At 54.0% G+C, this 20101-nt stretch carries 17 protein-coding genes; 9 read left to right on the forward strand and 8 right to left on the reverse strand.

Going from position 1 to position 20101, the window contains the following annotated elements; genetic code table 11:
* Nucleotides 1-27 precede the first annotated feature (27 nt).
* From purE to AC2IBB_RS23585, 6 genes are all read left to right on the forward strand, one after another.
* Nucleotides 28-519 (forward strand): 5-(carboxyamino)imidazole ribonucleotide mutase, encoded by a 492-nt coding sequence (purE, locus tag AC2IBB_RS23560; RefSeq protein WP_486329156.1) that lies wholly within the window; start codon nucleotides 28-30, stop codon nucleotides 517-519.
* A complete protein-coding gene (locus AC2IBB_RS23565; protein ID WP_486329157.1) occupies nucleotides 516-1643 on the forward strand; it encodes a 5-(carboxyamino)imidazole ribonucleotide synthase in 1128 nt (375 codons plus the stop codon). Before purE ends, AC2IBB_RS23565 begins: the two co-directional genes overlap by 4 nt.
* Nucleotides 1644-2002: 359 nt before the next feature.
* Complete coding sequence (gene sodB / locus AC2IBB_RS23570) at nucleotides 2003-2587, forward strand: superoxide dismutase [Fe] (RefSeq protein WP_486329158.1); 585 nt, start codon at nucleotides 2003-2005, stop codon at nucleotides 2585-2587.
* Between the two features lie 225 nt (nucleotides 2588-2812).
* The gene (locus tag AC2IBB_RS23575; RefSeq protein WP_486329159.1) at nucleotides 2813-4873 is read left to right on the forward strand and encodes a putative bifunctional diguanylate cyclase/phosphodiesterase; all 2061 of its coding nucleotides are present in this window, start codon (nucleotides 2813-2815) and stop codon (nucleotides 4871-4873) included.
* An 83-nt stretch (nucleotides 4874-4956) separates the two neighbouring features.
* Nucleotides 4957-5550: a LemA family protein gene (locus AC2IBB_RS23580; RefSeq protein WP_486329160.1), complete on the forward strand. Its 594-nt coding sequence runs from the start codon at nucleotides 4957-4959 to the stop codon at nucleotides 5548-5550.
* Between the two features lie 13 nt (nucleotides 5551-5563).
* On the forward strand, nucleotides 5564-7513 hold the full coding sequence (locus AC2IBB_RS23585) for a M48 family metallopeptidase (protein ID WP_486329161.1): 1950 nt from the start codon (nucleotides 5564-5566) through the stop codon (nucleotides 7511-7513).
* A gap of 199 nt (nucleotides 7514-7712) precedes the next feature.
* Here the strand turns inward: AC2IBB_RS23585 and gspD are convergent, their stop codons facing one another.
* The 6 genes from gspD to AC2IBB_RS23615 all read right to left on the reverse strand — a co-directional run bounded on the left by gspD (nucleotide 7713) and on the right by AC2IBB_RS23615 (nucleotide 14367).
* The gene (gspD, locus tag AC2IBB_RS23590; RefSeq protein WP_486329162.1) at nucleotides 7713-9656 is read right to left on the reverse strand and encodes a type II secretion system secretin GspD; all 1944 of its coding nucleotides are present in this window, start codon (nucleotides 9654-9656) and stop codon (nucleotides 7713-7715) included.
* A gap of 63 nt (nucleotides 9657-9719) precedes the next feature.
* Nucleotides 9720-10523 carry a type II secretion system protein N gene (locus AC2IBB_RS23595; RefSeq protein WP_486329163.1) on the reverse strand — a complete coding sequence of 268 codons (804 nt, stop codon included), beginning with the start codon at nucleotides 10521-10523 and terminating at the stop codon, nucleotides 9720-9722.
* Nucleotides 10524-10562: 39 nt separating this feature from the next.
* The gene (gspN, locus tag AC2IBB_RS23600) at nucleotides 10563-11297 is read right to left on the reverse strand and encodes a type II secretion system protein N (protein WP_486329164.1); all 735 of its coding nucleotides are present in this window, start codon (nucleotides 11295-11297) and stop codon (nucleotides 10563-10565) included.
* A 399-nt stretch (nucleotides 11298-11696) separates the two neighbouring features.
* Entirely contained in the window at nucleotides 11697-13346 is a 1650-nt protein-coding gene (gene groL, locus AC2IBB_RS23605; RefSeq protein WP_486329165.1) for a chaperonin GroEL, read from the reverse strand.
* A gap of 53 nt (nucleotides 13347-13399) precedes the next feature.
* A complete protein-coding gene (gene groES, locus AC2IBB_RS23610) occupies nucleotides 13400-13690 on the reverse strand; it encodes a co-chaperone GroES (protein ID WP_127969576.1) in 291 nt (96 codons plus the stop codon).
* A 170-nt stretch (nucleotides 13691-13860) separates the two neighbouring features.
* Nucleotides 13861-14367, reverse strand: coding sequence for an FxsA family protein (locus AC2IBB_RS23615; RefSeq protein ID WP_486329166.1), 507 nt, complete (start codon nucleotides 14365-14367; stop codon nucleotides 13861-13863).
* Nucleotides 14368-14682: 315 nt separating this feature from the next.
* Between AC2IBB_RS23615 and AC2IBB_RS23620 the strand changes: the two genes are divergently transcribed.
* Nucleotides 14683-15444 (forward strand): SDR family oxidoreductase, encoded by a 762-nt coding sequence (locus tag AC2IBB_RS23620; RefSeq protein ID WP_486329167.1) that lies wholly within the window; start codon nucleotides 14683-14685, stop codon nucleotides 15442-15444.
* Between the two features lie 98 nt (nucleotides 15445-15542).
* Nucleotides 15543-15863 carry an MGMT family protein gene (locus AC2IBB_RS23625; protein ID WP_486329169.1) on the forward strand — a complete coding sequence of 107 codons (321 nt, stop codon included), beginning with the start codon at nucleotides 15543-15545 and terminating at the stop codon, nucleotides 15861-15863.
* Between the two features lie 22 nt (nucleotides 15864-15885).
* Here AC2IBB_RS23625 and AC2IBB_RS23630 read toward each other — a convergent pair whose 3' ends face one another.
* The gene (locus AC2IBB_RS23630; RefSeq protein ID WP_486329170.1) at nucleotides 15886-17466 is read right to left on the reverse strand and encodes an AmpG family muropeptide MFS transporter; all 1581 of its coding nucleotides are present in this window, start codon (nucleotides 17464-17466) and stop codon (nucleotides 15886-15888) included.
* Between the two features lie 138 nt (nucleotides 17467-17604).
* Nucleotides 17605-18090 carry a YajQ family cyclic di-GMP-binding protein gene (locus AC2IBB_RS23635; RefSeq protein WP_486329171.1) on the reverse strand — a complete coding sequence of 162 codons (486 nt, stop codon included), beginning with the start codon at nucleotides 18088-18090 and terminating at the stop codon, nucleotides 17605-17607.
* Between the two features lie 521 nt (nucleotides 18091-18611).
* Between AC2IBB_RS23635 and AC2IBB_RS23640 the strand changes: the two genes are divergently transcribed.
* Nucleotides 18612-19598: a response regulator gene (locus AC2IBB_RS23640; protein WP_486329172.1), complete on the forward strand. Its 987-nt coding sequence runs from the start codon at nucleotides 18612-18614 to the stop codon at nucleotides 19596-19598.
* The last annotated feature ends 503 nt before the right edge of the window (nucleotides 19599-20101 follow it).

Raw genomic sequence — 20101 nt, forward strand, 5'->3', positions numbered from 1 at the left:
TAATGACAGGGTTACTAAGGAGAAATCATGCAGCCTTTAGTTGGCATTATTATGGGCTCCAAATCCGACTGGCCTACCATGGAGCACGCCGCCGAGATGCTCGACAAGCTGGGCGTTCCCTATGAAGTGCAAGTTGTTTCCGCTCACCGCACGCCGGACCTGCTGTTTGACTACGCCAAGTCCGCCGAAGGCAGAGGCATCAAGATAATTATCGCCGGAGCGGGCGGCGCCGCCCACCTGCCCGGTATGACTGCGTCACAAACCTCGCTACCGGTACTTGGCGTCCCTGTGCAGTCCAAGACGCTGAATGGCCTGGACTCATTATTGTCCATCGTACAAATGCCCGGAGGCGTCCCCGTGGGCACGCTGGCGATCGGTAAAGCCGGCGCCACTAACGCAGGACTGATGGCGGCTCAGATTGTGGGCTTGCAGGACAGCAAAATCATGGACGCCGTCAAAGCATTCCGTAAGCAGCAGACAGACACTGTTCTTAACAACGCTGATCCAAGGCAATCATGAAAAGAATCGGCATTCTTGGAGCCGGCCAACTTGGCCGCATGATGGCGCTGGCGGGTATGCCGCTGGGCTTTGAATTTGCGCTTTACGACACATCCGGGGCCCCTTCTGCGGGCCTTGGAGCGATTTTCAGCGACCCCGACAACACTCAGTCGGAGCTGAATCGCTTCCTTGATTTCGTCGATGTAGTGACTTATGAGTTTGAACATTTGCCTTTGGATCTGGCGCAAAACATCGCTGCTCGCAAGCCGCTCTACCCAGGAGTGGAAGCGCTGCGCGTGTGTCAGAACAGAGAGCACGAAAAGGCGCTGTTTACTCAATTAGGCATCCCTACTCCCAAATATCGTCTGGCCAACAGCCCAGAAGAATTGGCGGAAGCCGCTCGCGAGCTGGGAACTCCAGTCGTGGCGAAATCCATCACGGAAGGTTACGACGGCAAAGGCCAGGCAGTATTGAAGTCCGTCGATGAAGCGGAAGAAGCCTGGAACAGCATTGGGCACCCCCAACTGATTGTCGAGTCCTTCGTCCATTTCTCCCGGGAGATATCCATCATCGCCGCTCGCAGCAGTACAGGCGAAACCGTCACTTACCCTCTGGCGGAAAATATTCATCATGGCGGCATTCTGCGTTACACCATCGCCCCGGCGCCGCGCATTAGCGCCGATCTGGCGCAGAAAGCGGCTGAGTATATTGAGACGCTGATGGCGCATCTGTCCTATGTGGGCGTCCTGGCTCTGGAGCTGTTTGAAACGCCTGACGGCCTCCTGGCCAATGAGATGGCCCCGCGCGTACACAACTCCGGTCACTGGTCCATGAATGGAGCGCACACAGGGCAGTTTGAGAACCATTTGCGCGCCGTCGCTGGTTTACCTTTGGGCGACACCCAGCCTGTCGGCGTCAGTTGCATGATCAACCTGATTGGTCGTCATGCTGACCGCAAAAGCGTATTGACGCTCAGCGACACGCACCTGCACCTATATGGAAAAGAAGAGCGCGCCGGCCGCAAACTCGGGCATATCAACATTGTCGCGGAAGACTACAAAGCGTTGATAGCCAAAGTAGAAAAGTGTCTCCCGTTCGTGCCGGAGCATACGCCTTTCACTTCCTCGCTGGCTCACTTTGACTAGTGTTTTTCCGGCCCATCTTTATGGGCCGGCGTCTCCAATAAAGCACCTGTATTTCTTATAACCACCTGACCCCATCGCTCACCTGCTTTATTAATTTTATTAATAAGCCTGATAAATAATCTTGAAAAACCCTTGATAGCACTCCATATATGCCGGTGATATCATTCTGCGCGATCAAACAAAAGAATTCAGTCGGTCGCTATCTGGCCGGCGTCAATATCCAGGGTGATACTGTGATGACCCTGAGCCTGCAGGCTGATTTTCCGGAGATTCGGAGCTATCTCTTCTTACTCAGTCTGTATACTCTAGAATCAGAGACTTACACGGGATTACACACTTAAAAAGACGGAGAAAATCTCATGGCATTTGAACTTCCTGCCCTCCCTTACGAGAAAAATGCGCTGGCGCCGCACATTTCCGAAGAAACCATCGAATACCACTACGGTAAACACCACAAAACTTACGTCGATAAGTTGAATGGTCTGGTTCCCGGATCTGAATACGAAGGAAAGTCTCTGGAAGAGATTATCATGGCTTCCAAGAGCGGCCCCGTTTTCAATAACGCCGCACAAATCTGGAACCACACTTTCTACTGGCACTGTCTGAGCCCGAATGGCGGCGGCGAACCTACTGGCGAGCTGGCTGACGCCATCAACAAAACTTTCGGCTCCTTCGAAAGCTTCAAAACCCAATTCACTGACAAAGCCGTTAACAACTTCGGTTCAGCTTGGACCTGGTTGGTCAAAAACACTGACGGCTCACTGGAAATCTTCAACACCAGCAATGCGGGCACGCCCATGACTGACGGCAAAACTGCGCTGCTGACCGTTGATGTTTGGGAACACGCTTACTACATCGACTACAGAAACGTTCGTCCTAACTACATGAACGCATTCTGGAATCTGGTGAACTGGGATTTCGTCGCCAAAAACCTGGCCGCTTAATCCGCTCCAGCGCCGGGGCTCTCCGCCCCGGCGTAACGCCCTTATTTCTACCTCCTCCCGCCTGCGAACGTTTTTCCCTCATTAATTACTCCAATTCGCTCTTTTATAAAGCCTTCCTGGCGCACGCAAGCTGTTACTTTGTCCCGTATATAACTACACTTTCTGTAGCAAGGGATAATAAGATTGACCCAATCACCACCGTCGGCGTCAAAGCAATCAATCAGCATGGTTCAAGATAAGCAAAACGCTCCAGTAAAATGGCGACATAGCCTGTCCGCCAAATTAATGAACTGGGTGCTGTTTACCGCTTTAGTGGTAGGCGTTTTACTCAGCCTCGGACAGATCATTTTCGAATCCATGCGCGCCGTGGAAGAAATGGACAACGAAGCCAGACAAACTCTGGCGATTGTTCGCGACCCCGCCACACAGGCGGTTTACAGCATCGATCCTGATCTGGCGCACCAAGTTCTTGAAGGGTTGTTCGAAAAACCCTCCATTCGCTACGCCGCCATTTCCCATCCCAACCAAACTGTGCTGGCCGAACTCTCCAAACCCCTGCAGGAAACTCAGAGCCGCTGGATGACCGACGCTATTTTCGGCAAGGAGCGTGAGTACGCCATTTCTCTGTTTCGCCCCACTCCACAGCCAACTTACTACGGCGAGCTGAAAATCATTGTCGATACGGCGCCCAAGTCCGCGTTGTTCTTCGAGCGCTCAATACTGATTTTCCTGACCGGCCTTCTACGCGCCCTGCTCCTGGCTTTTGTCCTGCATCTGGTTTATCACTTCCTGCTGACTGCGCCCCTCAAAGCAATCATCAATTCCTTGCTGCGCATCAATCCTGCAGAGCCTGGCCTCCAGTCTCTGCCCGTTCCCCATCAACATGAAAAAGATGAGTTGGGCAGCTGGGTGCGCGCCGCCAATAGTCTTTTGCAATCTATCGAGGAACACCAACAGAAGCGTCAGGCGGCGGAAGCCCGAATCATTAAGCTATCCCAATACGACTCACTTACCGGGCTGCCAACTCGCTCCCTGTTCAGCAACTATATCGCAGCCGCCGTGGACGACTCCGAAGCGCTTAACCAGAAGTTCGCTGTTTTTTGCGTAGGCATCGACGATTTCAAATCAATAAATGAGCAACTGGGCTACAGCCAGGGAGACAAGCTGTTACAGGCATTCGCCGAGAGACTGCTGTCACAGAGAGACGGCGTGCACACCGTCTGCCGGCTCGGAGGCGACCAGTTCGCCCTGATTCTGTTCAATGTCAGCAGCAGTTACCGGGTAGCGGCCTTTGCTGAGTCGTTATTACGGGAAATCAGTCGCCCGTTTGAGATCGAAGATCAACTGACCCCCGTATCCTGCACCATCGGCATCGCCATTTATCCGGACGACGCTCGCGATGCGGAGAAGATTCTGCAGAAAGCCGAACAAACCATGATGCTGGCCAAGTCCGTCGCCAATAATCATTTCCAGTTCTATGTCGCCAGTCTCGACAGTGAAATTCGCGAACGCAAAAAGCTGGAGAAAGATCTCTCCAAGGCCATACACAACAACGAGCTGTTTTTGGTGTACCAGCCACAAATGGACCTGAATTCGAAGCAAGTCGTGGGCTGCGAGGCGCTGCTACGCTGGCGCCACCCTGAACGCGGACTAGTGCCTCCCGATGTATTCATTCCCATTGCAGAAGCCAATGAAACCATCCTTGAGATCGGTGACTGGGTGCTGCACGAGGCCTGCGCTCAAGTTAATCAGTGGCGTAGCCAGGGGTTCAATATCAAAGTGGCGATAAACCTTTCCGCTAACCAGTTAAGGCAGAAAGAGTTTGCTCCTCATGTCCTGAAAATCATTGAAAGCCGCCAAATCCCTACCTCGCTGATTGAGCTGGAGGTTACAGAAACCAGCTTCATGGAGAACCTGAATCAGGCGATCACGTCCCTGCGCCACCTGAGTGAATTCGGCATTCAGTGCGCCGTGGATGACTTCGGCACCGGCTATTCATCGCTCAGCTACCTCAAGCAACTGCCTATCCGCAAGATCAAAATCGACAAACAGTTTGTCCGTGACCTGATGAAAGACGAGGACGACACCCAAATCGTGCACGCTATCATCCAGCTGGGTAAAAGTCTGCGCCTGGATGTTATCGCCGAAGGTGTGGAGACGCCCCGGCAAGAACGCTTCCTAAAGCATGACGGGTGTACGCTGGCGCAGGGCTACTTTTACAGCAAACCCGTGCCGCCGGACGAGTTCATCGAATTCATGAAAGTCAGTCACGCAACGCCAACCTGATCACCAACGTCGCGCGCCATGGTGGAACTTGTGTAACGTCCTCATTTAACATGCGGACAAACAATTTCTATGGGAGTCTATCAATGAGCATTTCCACGATTATCGGCATAGCCGTCATCATCGCCGTCGCCTTCTATCTGATATCTATCTACAACAAACTCGTGTCTCTGAAGAATCGCTTCAAGAACGCTTTCGCTCAAATAGACGTACAATTACAGCGCCGCCATGACCTGATTCCCAATCTGGTGGAAACCGCCAAGGCGTTCATGAAGCATGAACAGGACACGCTGGAGAAAGTCATGCAGGCGCGCAGTCAGGCGGTTAACGCTCAGCAGACAGCCGCTCAACGACCAGAGGAAGGCGACCGTATCAAGCAACTGTCTCAAGCTGAAGGCTTGCTGAGCCGCGCACTCGCGAATTTTTACGCTGTATCCGAGAACTACCCTGACATCAAGGCGAACCAGACCATGCAACAACTAATGGAAGAACTCACCAGCACGGAAAACAAAGTAGGCTTCGCCCGTCAGGCCTTCAACGACGCCGTCATGACTTACCACACCTACCGCGAACAGTTCCCCAGCAACCTCATCGCCGGCCTCTTTGGCTTCAAAGAAACCGAGTTGTTTGAAGTTGAATCCGCCGAGGCGCGCCAGGCTGTGAAAGTCAGCTTCAACTGACTCCTCTTAAGTCATGGATTTTTTCGCTAAACAAGAGCGCGCGCGCAAGCTTTCAGGCCTGCTTCTGTTCCATTTCGCCGCCGCCCTGACCGGCATCGCACTCGCCATTAATATCGTCGGGTTCATTGCGTATCACTATTTCGTGGACGCCCGCATGACGCCGGGCGTCTGGCTGTCCGGCCCAGCCTGGTGGGTCGCCCTGGCGATTGTCGCTATCGTCGCGATGGGCGCAGGCAAGCGTTTTTTACAGTTAAGGCGCGGCGGGCGTTCCGTTGCGCAAATGGTTGGCGCGCGCCAGATCAACACAGCGACCAAGAACCCAGATGAACGCCGCCTCGTCAATGTGGTGGAGGAAATGAGCATTGCTTCCGGCGTCCCCATTCCCAGCATTTACATCATGGACAAGGAAGGGGCCATCAACGCCTTTGTCGCCGGTTACACCCTGGAGGATATGTCTCTGGTCGTAACCGCCGGCGCAGTCAGTAAGCTGGACAGGGATGAGCTACAAGGTGTGATTGGCCACGAATTCAGCCACATTCTCAACGCCGACACCCGCTTGAACGTGCAGATCATCGCCGTTCTCGCAGGCATTCTGTTAATTGGCTCCACCGGCGCATTCCTGTTACGCGCGTCAAGCAGAAGCGGCGGCGGACGCTCTCGCGACGCCAGAGGCGTAATAGTCGTGCTGGCGGCGGGAGTGACGTTGTTTGTACTAGGTTACATCGGCCTGTTCTTCGGACGTCTGATCCAGGCCGCGCTATCCCGCCAGCGTGAATATCTGGCCGACGCCTCCTCAGTGCAATTCACTCGCAACCCAGAGGGCATCGCCGGCGCGCTCTTTAAAATCCAGGAAAGTCAGGACCATTCGTATCTCGGCCACACGTCCAGCGCGCAAGAGGTAAACCATATGTGCTTCGGAGAAACCCTGAAACTCAACGCCTGGTTCGCCTCCCATCCGCCGCTGGATGAGCGTATTCGCGCCATAGACCCTCTTTTTCTCACCAAACAAAGAGCGCGCCGCAATCAAGATCAGATACAGGAGAGGCCGCCAGCGAGAGAACGCGAAGGCGCCAGCGCCAACCTCGCAGTCACTGCATCCGGCTTCGCTTCAGTCGCCGCCAATGAGAAAATCCGGAGCGCGGGGATCGCCAAACAGGTCGGACGTCACACACAGACCACGCAAAACTGGAGCCAGCGAACACTGCAGTCGCTTCAAATGACTTTTGGAGACAGCCTGCATACCCTGGCCCATACGGAAAGCATCATTTACGCGTTATTACTGCTGGAATCTCCCGTTCGATTGGCGGTTGGGAGCAACATCCGGAATTCGTCAGGGACACCAGTTAAAAGCGCACTGGAGTTTGAAAGTCTGGAGCGGAAAGTGGCGGCTATACCAGGTAATTACCGATTACCGTTATTGGAAGTCTGTCTGGGCGCGCTCAAGGGAGGCGACACAGCCACGCGCTCCCAGGTCGTCGCCACCGCACAACAAATCGTAGCGCTGGATGAACGCACCACACTCTCCGAGTTCGCTATCCTCGCCTTGCTGCGCACTCAACTGGACGAGGACTTCGCTCCCCAGCGGGAGACACTGACCCGCTACGAACAGGCTAAGGATGAAATTACATTGATGCTTTCAGCCTTCGCGCGCCTTGGCGTCGCAGCGACCAGCGCCAAGCCGGAGGTCAGCCCCAGTCAGTTCTTCAAACAGGTGATGCAGCAAAACTTCCCTCACCTGCAAACGACCTTCCAACCCAGACTCGTCTCCGATCAGCTTGCAGACGCTCTCAACACCCTTTCGCAATTGTCCGCCCTACTAAAACCCGCCGTCGTCGAGGCTTTTGCGCAATGCGTCAGTTACGACGGCTACGTCAGCTTGAAAGAGTATGAACTACTACGCGCCGCCACAGCGGTAATGGGATGCCCAATGCCGCCCCTGGAGCCCAACGGCGAGAAATATTAACCAGGCAGACAACTAGCTCCCTCCTATTTGTCTGCAACGATAAGGCCTGCACATGTCAGACCTTGTCTCCCGCGGCTCGCCGCCGCACCCATGCACCTGATTATTAACACGCCAATACATTGCCATGTTAAGAGGGATTGGAACTGAGGAAGTCTGGGGCATGACGGCGGAGCAAATCCGCCGTCATGATTTGGTGAGGCTACTGCTCGAATGCGTTTTCTTTATAAACGCTGTCTATTGAAGGCTTGATCATGTTATCCGCATGCTTATCGCCTTTGTGGTTACGCTTGATGTTGAGGTTAAGCTCCCACAGTTGATCGTATTTGTCCTGACTCGCCTTCTTGGCCTCTTCCTTGTTGCGCAGGATAGTCGGGCGCAGGAACACGAGAAGGTTTTGTTTGTCTTTTTCGCGCTTGGTGCTGCGGAACAGCGCTCCCAGCAAAGGGATGTCGCCTAACAGCGGAACCTTGGCCTCCGATAGCTTGTAGTTTTCGCTCATCAGACCACCCAGTACGATGGTTTCAGCGTTGTCCGCCAAAACGGAAGTTTTGATCTGACGCTTATTGGTAATGATGTCAGAGGCGCTTTCGTTGGAAGGCGCAATAGAGGATGACTCCTGCTCAATCTCCAGCCTGACCAAATCGCCATCACTGATGCTCGGCGTAACACGCAGCGTCAAACCGACGTCCTGACGTTCAATAGTGGTGAACGGATTGCTGGTGCCATCTGTGCCGGTGCCAGTCTGCCCTGTACGGAACGGCACATTCTGGCCGACGATAATTTCGGACTGCAGATTGTCCATAGTGATAATGCTGGGGGTAGACAGCAGGTTCGCCTGTCCACTGGTGCCCAACGCTTGAATTAATGCGCCCCAACCTTTTCGACCTTCAGCATCGCCAATCGCTACTGCTGCGATGTCGCCGCCAATTGAGGGAGTTGAATTATTGGCGATCGCCGCCAATATGGCAGAGGCGGAAATACCTACGTTAGTGAAGTTAGTAACGGTCGCAGGACCAGACTTGCCTGTCAGATCTCCCGCCGCCATCTGCACACCCAGCTGACGACTCAAACCATCGCTGATCTCGACGATCGCCGCTTCAATTAATACTTGCGCACGGCGCACGTCCAGCTGCTGAACGATAACCTCTATTTCTTTCATCATGGAAGGTTCTGCGCGCACGACCAACGCATTCAAACCCTCATCGGGATAGATGCTGACTTTGCCGCCGCCAGGAGCCGCTGCAGCCCCTTCGCCTTTCGCAGGAGCAATCTCGCCCATCAGCCCTTTCAACAGCTCAGCCAGCGCCTCTGCGTCAGCGTGACGCAAATTGATAACTTTGGTAGTGCCGCTCACTGCCGCTGGCTGGTCCAGCTTGGCGATAAGAAGGCGCATTTTGTCGCGAAAGTTCTCGTCACCTTTCAGGATAAGACGATTGCTACGCTCGTCCGCAACAACGCTGAACTTGTTGGCGGGCCCTTTTGGCGCCCCCTTGCCCAGCTCGGAAGGAGCAAGCTCTTCCAACAGCTTCACCATGTCGCCAACCCAGGCGTCTTTCAGCTGAATAACTTCAAGTTGGTAATTGGAAGGACTGTCAAGCTCGCTGACAATACGTTCGATACGGGCAATATTATTGACGTGGTCACTGATAATCAGAGCGTTGGCGGCGGCGACGCCAGCGAGGTGTCCATACTTGGCCACCATCGGGCGCAGAATTGGCACCAGCTCAAGGGCGTTGGCGTTTTTGACCTGTATGACCCGGGTCACCAATTGCTCTTTCGGCACCGTCTTAAAAATCGAGGTGTTCTCCGCGGTCTGCTTGGCTTCATTCTGCTGCACAATTTTAATGATTCCCTCCGAGGGAATGGCCGCAAACCCATGAACATTCAACACGGAAAGAAACATTTCGTAGACTTCGTCGCGCCCCATGGCGGCGTTCGACACCACAGTGACTTTACCTTTCACCCTGGGGTCGACTACAAAGCTGTAACCAGTGATATCGGCGATTTGGGTAATGAAGGCGCGGATGTCAGCGTCTTTAAGGTTAACCTTCCATGTCTGATCTTCGGCCCCCGCCACGCCGGAGAAAAAACCCGCAATCAACAACCAGGCAAATGTAAAGGCTCTAAAATGTTTCATGTCCATTCAACAATCTTTTTTTGATTTTCATTACTTTGAGGAAGTCGCTTAGCGCAGCGGGTAACTGGCTCAGCGTAATGGGTAACTGATAGTGAAAGTCGCCCCATCCCGTTCTATTTCCACCTCCAGCATGCCGCTTTCATACAGCTGCTGAATCATCTGTCTATCCTGCTCGATGTTTCCAAGAACATGACCATTCACCGAACGGATCACATCCCCTTTCTGCAGGTTCATGGCGCCCAACATGGGGTTGGCGCCATCGTACTGGTAGCCGGACGCTCCGTCGCCGCCACTCACCGGAGCCAGACCCACCGAAGCCAGGGCTCCTCGCGGATCTTCCTCCAGTCTCTTCTGAGCGACGCTGACGAACTCTTCGGGAGAGTCTATCCCGCCGCTGTCTTTCGGTCGCGCCACCTGCTCGATTGCGCTGCCGGTGACAGAGACGGACTCGTCAAACGCCAACTTTTCCAAGGCGCCATTACGACTGATCAAGACATGATCAGGAAACACTGTGGCCAACTTGGCGCCGCCTGGCAGCATTTCATTAATACGATAATATTCGGCCGATTTTCCTTTTTCCGCAATGATAGCCCCGGAGCCGCCATCTTCACCGCCCACGACCACTCCATATAGATCCAGCCGTAATGCAGTGATAGGCGCGTCCACTTGGCTCAACGCCTTCTTGGCGGACGCTTCTTCCACCTTGCCGAATAAGTTCCACGCAGGGTAATTGGTCTGCGTCGCCTGATTCTTGTTTGCACTCGCCACGCCGCCCACCGGCATAACGATAATATCCGGGGTTCCCCCCCATATGCTCCAGGTCACTCTTGCGGCCTGCCACGCCAGCATTACGACTATAGCAAACAAGAGCACCCAGGTTATCTTAGTAATATGGCCTGTCAACATGGGTCGTTAAAGTATCCGTTGCTGCACCCGAAAAACAATATCGTCAGGATTCGCCTGTTTACTCCAGGGCGCTCCCGCCAAGTCCAGCAGGCGCTTGCGAATCTGTATCTTCGCCGTGCCGTCCCGCGTAACCTGGGCGCTCATAACGGGTTTGTTTTCCGTGCTATCCAGTACTTCCAGGTGAATTTCCTCACCCTCCTGTTTGATCAGCCCCTGCAACGGAGGCATCGTGGCGGTCTTGTTCTCCCGCCCCATCGGATATGTGACCGGGCCGCCCACCCATTGCGCACGACCAGAGGCGCGCAATGGCAGACCAGTATTTGCATCAAGCGTCACATCCAGACCACTGATCTTCAGCTCTCCTGACAAGTTCAGGCGGTGGCGGCGCAACGCCGGCGCCAGCGCAGCCAGATCCAGAGAGCCGTCAGCAAGCACGCGAACCTGGTCTAAACCGTCCAGCGCGGCTTTAGCGTCAATATCGATTTTATTGGCGCGAAAGTTCAGCGCCAGAGCGTCGCCCATCATCAGCAGACCGGATGGATAAATATCCCAATCCAGTACGCCTGTGGCCCAGGAATGAGAAATCAGCGCCTTGCCTTCCCAAAGCGTTCCTTGCAGCTTTTGCACCCGCACGGGAAGTTGGTTGGCGGGAACGCCGGCCTGACGCCATACAAACTCTACAGGCACGAGCAATGCCAGCCCCGCCAGATAGGTCAGGCCGCCAATAATAACCAATCCCATAATTTTTTTTATCACTTCTTTGGCCTACAACCTTCCCAATCAACCACTGAACATAAGGTTACGCGCAATGGACTACATTCTAGTTATTGAACCGACAAACCCTACTACGCCAAGCCTCGACGGCCATCATCACTGGCCGGGCTCCGCCTCCGGGAGGTTTAAGACGACCGTCGCGAACAGCAGAATTCTTTTATCTTCGCCTATCAATACAGGCTATTAAATTTTTTCATGGTAACAAAAGCATAGCAGTGTTTTCTAAAGAATATTTGCAACATTGGCAACGAGTTTGAGGTTAAACATTCTTAATAGACCCCTCCAGCCGCTTCAGGCTCTTCACGCCATAAAAAAACCCGGCCGAAGCCGGGTTCTTTCCACGAGAAAGCGTGACAGAGGGGATGATTACATCATGCCGCCCATGCCGCCCATTCCTCCCATGCCGCCCATGTCTGGCATGCCGCCTTTCTTGTCGTCTTCCGGCAGGTCGGAAACCATACACTCGGTAGTGATCATCAGACCAGCGATGGACGCAGCGGACTGCAGTGCGGTACGGGTAACTTTCGCAGGATCCAGAATACCCATTTCCAGCATGTCGCCGTAAACTTCAGTGCCGGCATTGTAGCCGAATGCGCCTTCGCCCTGACGGACTTTGTCCACAACTACGGAAGGCTCGCCACCAGCGTTAGCGACGATCTGACGCAGAGGCGCTTCCATCGCACGACGCAGCAGATTGATGCCTACGTTCTGATCAGCGTTGTCGCCAGTCAAATCAGAAACAGCCTGCAGTGCGCGCACCAGCGCTACGCCGCCGCCAGGCACCACGCCCTCTTCAACCGCAGCGCGGGTGGAGTGCAGCGCGTCTTCAACGCGGGCTTTCTTCTCTTTCATTTCCACTTCAGTCGCTGCGCCAACTTTGATAACGGCTACGCCGCCAGCCAGTTTGGCAACACGCTCTTGCAGCTTCTCACGGTCGTAATCGGAAGAAGTTTCTTCGATTTGACGACGAATTTGCGCAACGCGCGCTTCGATGTCGCTCTTGGCGCCAGCGCCGTCGATGACAGTAGTGTTCTCTTTGGTGACGACAACGCGCTTCGCTGTCCCCAAATCATCCAAAGTAGCGCCTTCCAGGTTCAGGCCAACTTCTTCGGAGATTACTGTGCCGCCAGTCAGGATAGCGATATCCTGCAGCATTTCTTTACGACGGTCGCCGAAGCCAGGCGCTTTAACCGCTGCAACTTTAACGATGCCGCGCATGTTGTTGACAACCAGAGTCGCCAGCGCTTCGCCTTCCAGATCTTCAGAGATCACCAGCAGAGGCTTGGAGGACTTGGCTACTGCTTCCAGTACAGGCAGCATTTCGCGGATGTTGGAGATCTTCTTGTCAACCAGCAGGATGAAAGGATCTTCCAGTTCAGCGCTCATGCTGTCCTGATTGTTTACGAAGTAGGCGGACAGGTAGCCACGGTCGAATTGCATACCTTCAACCACGTCCAGCTCGTCTTCCAGACCACTGCCTTCTTCAACAGTGATAACGCCTTCCTTACCGACTTTTTCCATAGCTTCAGCAATGATGTTGCCGATGCGCTCGTCGCTGTTGGCGGAGATGGTGCCAACCTGGGCGATGGACTTGGAGTCTTCGCAAGGACGGGAGATGTTCTTGATTTCTTTGACCGCAGCGATAACGGCTTTGTCGATGCCGCGCTTCAGGTCCATTGGGTTCATGCCCGCTGCAACAGACTTCAGGCCTTCGTTCAGGATCGCCTGAGCCAGTACAGTTGCAGTGGTGGTGCCGTCGCCCGCTTCATCGTTGGTTTTGGAAGCAACTTCCTTAACCATTTGCGCGCCCATGTTTTCGAACTTGTCTTTCAGTTCGATTTCTTTAGCTACGGATACGCCGTCTTTAGTAACGGTAGGCGCGCCGAAGGACTTGTCCAGAACTACGTTGCGACCTTTAGGGCCCAGAGTTACTTTAACTGCGTCGGCCAGGGTGTTAACGCCCGCCACCATGCGCTTACGCGCGGAATCGCCAAATTTAACGTCTTTAGCTGCCATAACAAAATCCCATTACTTGTTAGTTGATGACAAAAGTCTTTAGTTTCGGAGTGTTAGCCTTCGACTACGCCGAAGATGTCGCTTTCGCTCATGATCAACAGCTCTTCGCCGTCAATCTTAACGGTGCTGCCGGCATACTGGCCGAAAACCACTTTGTCACCGACTTTGACCGCCAACGGACGGACATCGCCATTATCCAAAATACGGCCTTCGCCCACAGCCAGTACTTCACCCTGTGAAGGCTTTTCTGCCGCATTGCCGGGCAACACGATGCCACCGGCAGTTTTGGTTTCTTCTTCCTTACGGCGCACGACAACACGTTCGTGTAACGGACGAATTTTCATTTCGTTTTTTCTCCCAGTTAGAACATTTAACTAGCTGACTTTTTGGTTTTAAACAGCAGCCGGACATCCGGGTTGGACCAGGAACGCCGAGTGCTTAAATTGTGGAGATTTAAATGGGGCCCGGGGCGGGGATTTCAACACCCCGGCTATAATTTTTTTAAATTTTTTTCCTAGTCCTCTCGGGTGTACTCACCTTCAATCACTTTATCTCCGCCAGCGCCTTGCCGTGGGCCGCCAGAGGGATCTCCGCGGGAAGCGCCATCCCGTTCAGAGGTCGAAGAATAGGTCGTTTGACTATAACTGCGGCTTACTACTCGCCCGCTACGCAACAACGCGCCGCCAATACGGCCGATGAGCAACTTGCGCGTCAACGGGGTTAACAGAAGAAATCCCATAAAGTCGGTCAAAAACCCGGGCGTCACCAACATAGCGCCGCCGATCAACAACGCAACGCCTTCCAGCATTTCTCCCGCAGGAACCTCGCCCGCCTGCATTTTCGCCTGCAGACTGCTCAGCAGAGAAAATCCCTGCCGTCGCAGCATGGTCACGCCGACAAATCCGGTGACGATAAAAATCGATACTGTCGGCCAGAAACCAATGGCGCCGCCGACTTCAATGATCAGATAAATCTCAATGAGCGCAATGATGGGGATAAGAAAAGGTATTCTGCTTAGCATGATTCCGTCGTTACATCAGCCAGTGTTATGCAGGTGGAAATCGGTTCCTGGACCGTTTGGTGGTCGGCGAAATTACTGCCATAATACTGGCTTTACGAGCGCCTCCCGGCGCAGCCGCAAACCCTAGAACACCATATAATTCAATATAGTAAGCGGTAATTCAGCGTGGAGGAGTCCCGCCCCTGGCGGTCCGCTCCCCTCTATGAAGCGTATGTATCTTCACCTGTCGTTACTATAGATGGAGTTGTTTATTTCTATTTCAACGCGACGGACAAAGATTATTGTTTTTTCACTATCGAGAGAGTGGGACAAGTTATGCAATTGAAAGATTCTGTGGTTGTGATTACCGGTGGCGGCCAGGGCCTGGGCCGCGCCATGGCGCTGTATCTCGCTGAGAAAGGCGCCCGTCTGGCGCTGATCGACCTGTCAGAAGAGAAACTGCAGGAAAGCGTCGCCAAATGCGAGGAACTGGGCGCTGAAGCCAAGTACTATCTATGCAACGTCGCCAAAGAGGCTGACGTTGAAAGCGTGTTCGCCAAAATTGCCGAGGACTTCGGCGGCGTCGATGCATTGATCAACAACGCAGGCATCCTGCGGGACGGTATGCTGATCAAGTATAAAGACGGTCAGATCACTCACCGCATGAGCCTTGAGCAATGGCAGTCCGTCATCGACGTGAACCTGACCGGCGTGTTTTTGTGCGGCCGCGAAGCCGCCGCCAAAATGCTGGAAAGCGGCCGCAAGGGCTGCATCATCAACATTTCCAGTATTTCCCGCGCCGGCAACATCGGCCAGACCAACTATTCCGCCGCCAAAGCCGGCGTCGTGGGCATGAGCGTGAGCTGGGCGAAGGAATTGGCGCGCTTCGGCATTCGTTGTATGGCGATCGCGCCCGGCTTTATCGAAACGGAAATGACCGGCTCGATGAAACCCGAAGCGCTGGAGATGATGACCAAGCAGATTCCTTTGCGTCGCATGGGTCAGCCGAACGAAATTGCGCAAACGGTGAGCTTCATTCTGGAAAACGATTACCTTTCCGGCCGCGTCATCGAAGTAGACGGGGCGCTGCGCATCTAGCAAAAAGGGGCTTCGGCCCCTTGCTTTTTATCTCGCTGTAAAGCGAACCCTGTCTTCTTTTCTCTTGTAGATTCACTTACCCAACCAGCGTCGCCAATATGTCTGAACTTAGCCAACAGGAAAAACTGCAAGCTATCTGGTTCGTTGTCAGCCAGATTCCTCCAGGAAAAGTGGCGACCTATGGGCAAGTCGCCAGTCTGGCGGGGTTACCAGGGTTGTCCCGGTATGTGGGATACGCTATGAAACAACTTCCGGACGGCTCCAGCATTCCCTGGTACAGGGTCATCAACAGCCAGGGGAGAATCTCTTTCCCGCCAACAACCAAGGCGTTTTTCCGTCAGCAAAGCGCATTAACGCAGGAGGGCGTCGAAGTTCACAACGGACGCATCCCCCTGAAACGCTTTCAATGGGCGCCCTGACCTGAGCCAGCCGCCCTCCCATTCATTTCAAAACAGCTTCCAAACGCACCCGCAGGAAAGTTAAAAAGATCAGGCTTGGCGTAATCATCAGCGTGGTGATGATAAAGAACATCACCCAATCGCCGTCGAGGCTATCCACCAATGCGCCACTGTATGAGGCAAGCAAGGTTCGCCCCAAAGTTCCAAGAGACGCCATCAGCGCGTACTGCGCCGCCGTGAAGGCGCGGTTGCACATGACGGACAGAAACGCCACAAAGGCGACGGTGGACCAGGCGGAGGTAAAGCCGTCCACCACCACCGCCGACACCAGCATGGGCACACTCGGCCCCACCATCGCCAGCGCTGCGAACATCAGGTTAGAGGCCGCCATGGCGAGGCCTCCAATCATTAGGCCTCGGTACAGTCCATAGCGAATATTGACCAGACTGCCCAATATTGAGAACACGATAGTCACCCACCAGGTAACCGCCTTGGAATAGATGCCAATGTCCTCATCCGTGAAGCCCACTTCTTTATAAAAGACCACCGACATCTTGCCGAGAAAGGCTTCCCCGATTTTGAACAGAAAGATAAATAACAGGATCGACGCCGCCAACTGCACGCCATTGCGGCGGAAAAACTCCGCCAAAGGTTCGATAAAGGTAGTGAGCAGCCAAATCAGCGCGCGCTGGTCCCAGCGATTTGCTGATCTCCCGGACCCATCCTCCACCGCTTGCGACTCCCAGCGCCACAAAGTGCGGATCATCCAGGCCAACGCCGCCAGATCCGCCATGGCGATAAACAGGGTCAAGGGCGTGGACGCGCGCCACTCTTCCGCCAGTCCCGGCTTGCCGATAATGGACCACACCGCCAGCGCGATCATCACCATCAGGGCGACAAACATGGCGAGCGGCTTCGCCTCGCCTTTTGAGCCCAGCACCCGCGCATACCGGGATTCCGCCGCCTGCTGGCCGCCCTCGCGATTGTTGGTTGGTTCGCTGGCCGCCAGCCAGGTAAACGCCATCAGCAGAACCACTACGGCCGCCATCAGCACATACATGTCGGCCCACCCCCAGTCCCAGCGCCCCACCAGAATAAAAGGCGCAGCCCCCAGGCCGGCGTAGCCTGTCCACCAACCAGCAGTGGCCATGGCGGACGCCGCCGACATCATCTTGCCGTCGCCTTCTGGGACCACATCGATGCGATAGGCGTCAATAGCGATATCCTGGGTCGCCGCGAAAAACGCCAGCGCCAAGGCAATGGACTTGGCGAGCAGCAAATCGTCCGCCAGATCCACTCCCGACATCGCCCAGCAACATACCGCCACTAAAGCCTGCATCATCAGCACCCAACTGCGACGTTGTCCCAGCGCGTGGGTCAGCCAGGGCAGGCGCACACGGTCCGCCACGGGCGACCACAAAAAGTTGGTTGAGTAGGCCAGAAACACCAGACCAAAAAAACCGATATCCGTGCGCGAGTAGCCCACGTCTTTTAACCAGGCTGTGACCGCCGAGCCGATCATGACAGCAGGAAACCCGCTGGAGATGCCAAACACAAAAATGGTCAACAGGCGTTTGTCGAGGTAATAGCGCACCCCATCGCGCCAGGAGGTCGGCGTTTCCAAGTTTCACAACCTTTTGTTTGCGGAAGAAATTCTGGCTCAGGATATAGTCAGGCGAGGCAAAGCTCCAGCATCACGGAGCTTAATATGTAGTAAGAATGTGCGGTAAGAAAAGGCCAGCGAGAAACCGGCCTGAAATAATCAGTCGCGGAAATTGTTGAACTGCAGAGGTACGTCCAGAGACTCGTCGCCGCGCAGCAACTGGATGGCTTCTTGCAAATCATCTCTTTTCTTGCCGGTAATGCGCACTTGATCGCCCTGAATAGAAGCCTGCACTTTCATTTTGCTTTCTTTGATCTTCTTGACGATATCTTTCGCCACTTTCTGCTCCAGACCTTCTTTCAACGCGTAGGAGCGCTTCACTTGCTTGCCGGACTTTTGATCTGTTGAATCGCCCAATACACGCAGGTCGACTTTGCGCTTGGACAATGTGGTATTGAGGATAAGCAGCATCTGCTCCAGTTGGAACTCCTGTTCCGCCGCCATTTCCACCGCTTTTTCAGCCAGAGTGAATGAAGCCTCGACGCCCCGGAAGTCATACCGCATTTCCAGCTCCCGATTGGCCTGGTCCACCGCGTTGGTGAGTTCGTGACGGTCTATTTCTGAAACAATATCAAACGAAGGCATTCAATTCTCCAAATAGTCATTAACGTTTGCGCCCATCATACCCGCCCGTGCGTTAAAGGTCCCGTCTGGCGGGCGTCTTTCGCCGGCTCCTTGACGAATACGGACTCTCATCAACAATCCTGGCCGGAATACTAACAAACACAATTCACGGCACGACCCGCCAACGCGGCCCTGGCGCGGCTGCCTGCAAAACTGTAAACACAACCTTACACTTGCCGCAATCGTCAAGATCCGCCATGTGTCCGATAGCAATAAACTACAAGCCGTTTATTATAACTCGCACGAAAAATGCAGCTATACTTCTGACAACTAAGTTATTTCAAATAAAGTCTTGCAAGAACGCACGTCCGGACCAGCCGCCCAGGCCTGACGGCGGGGCAAGCCCGAGCCGATTATCGCGGCCGGTTACGAAAATTCTCACTTCATACAACCCATCCCGGCGATCCCATCCGTCGGTGCGTTTATTGAACTATCGAGAATTTTTAAATGTATAACCAAAAAGGTTGAACTGGACTTATTCCATGCCGAATCTAGATTTATCCATCCTTGTGGTCGACGACGCCAAATTCAGCAGCGCCATGATCGCCAAGACATTGAGAAACTCCGGTTATCATGATGTGCGTATCGCCCACAACGCCCCCTCCGCTCTGCAAATGCTTGAAGAACGCGCCGTCAGCGTATTAATCGCCGACTGGCTGATGCCCGAAATGGATGGGTTGGAATTGACGGCCAAGGTTCGGCAACTTGACGAAGCCAGTAATCACTTTACCTACATCATTCTGCTGACCGCCAAAGAAGGCGTGGAAGCACTGGCTGAAGCCTTTGATCGCGGCGTTGACGACTTCGTTTATAAATCTGAGATGAACAAACAATTGCTGCCCCGCGTGTTCGCCGCAGACCGGATTTCCGATATGCAAAACACCCTGCTGGTGGCTAATCAGTTGTTGATGGATAACATCAAAGAACTGCAGGAACGCAATGTGCTGGATCTGGCGACCGGCCTGGGCAATCAGGTGCTGGCCCGCGAACGCCTCACCGATACGCTGCGCCAAATGGAATCCCGCGGCGGCGCTGCAAGCTATCTGTTGCTGGGCATCAAGAACTGGCAGACCATCAAGAAACACTTCAACCCGGCCATTCTCGAAGAAATCGCCAACGGCGTGTCTCGCCGCCTGCGCCACCTGACCCGGCCTCTGGATACAGTCTGCCGCATCTCCGAGAATCAGTTCGCGGTCATTGGCCAGTTTTCCAGCCTGGAGCAATGCACAACCAGTTGCTATCGCCGTATTCACGACGGCATAAACCTGAAGGCGTTCAAAACCACCGCCGGCTTCGTTTCCGTTCAGGCGGGCACCAGCGTGTGCGCCATCGACGGCAGCACTACGACGCCCAAGGCCCAGCAAGTGGAAAAAGTCGCCTTACGCCGCCTGCAATACGCCTACGAAACCGCCACTATCGCCCTGGCCCTGTGGCCGGAAGTCAGCGACGAAATCAAAAACGCGGAATAAACTCCTCCTCGCTGTCAATCCTCGAATGACCCAAGACCTCTCAATTAAAAGCCGGGAAATTGTCCCGGCTTTTAATGTCTGCTCGACAGCTTCTATCAAGTTGCCTCGAAACTGCCAGAAGACCACTCTTTACGTAACCCCCTTATTCCAATCGGATTATAAACTAAAAGCCATTTCTGGCCGGGCATAACAAATACTTACGTCAATAACAGAAATGTTTCAGCAGCCGCTCCGTTATATTCTTTTGTTACAAAAGCAAAACAACCCATTACTCAAACACAACTGAGATTCGGGCCGGCGGACACTAAGATTAAATCGTGGATTTGAGTAGTATCCCCCACTTAGAGCAGGGGGGTTAAGTAGTACCCCCTGCTTCTTTTGGGATTCAGATCTCCAGGTTTCCTTGCCTTTTTGTTTCATTTTTATCCTTAGCAGGTTTCTTTGGGGTGACGCAGTTTGTCGCCCCTCTTTGTTTATGCCCCCCCGCTAACTCCATACTCCCA

The organism is Hahella sp. NS-SX17 (assembly GCF_057367735.1).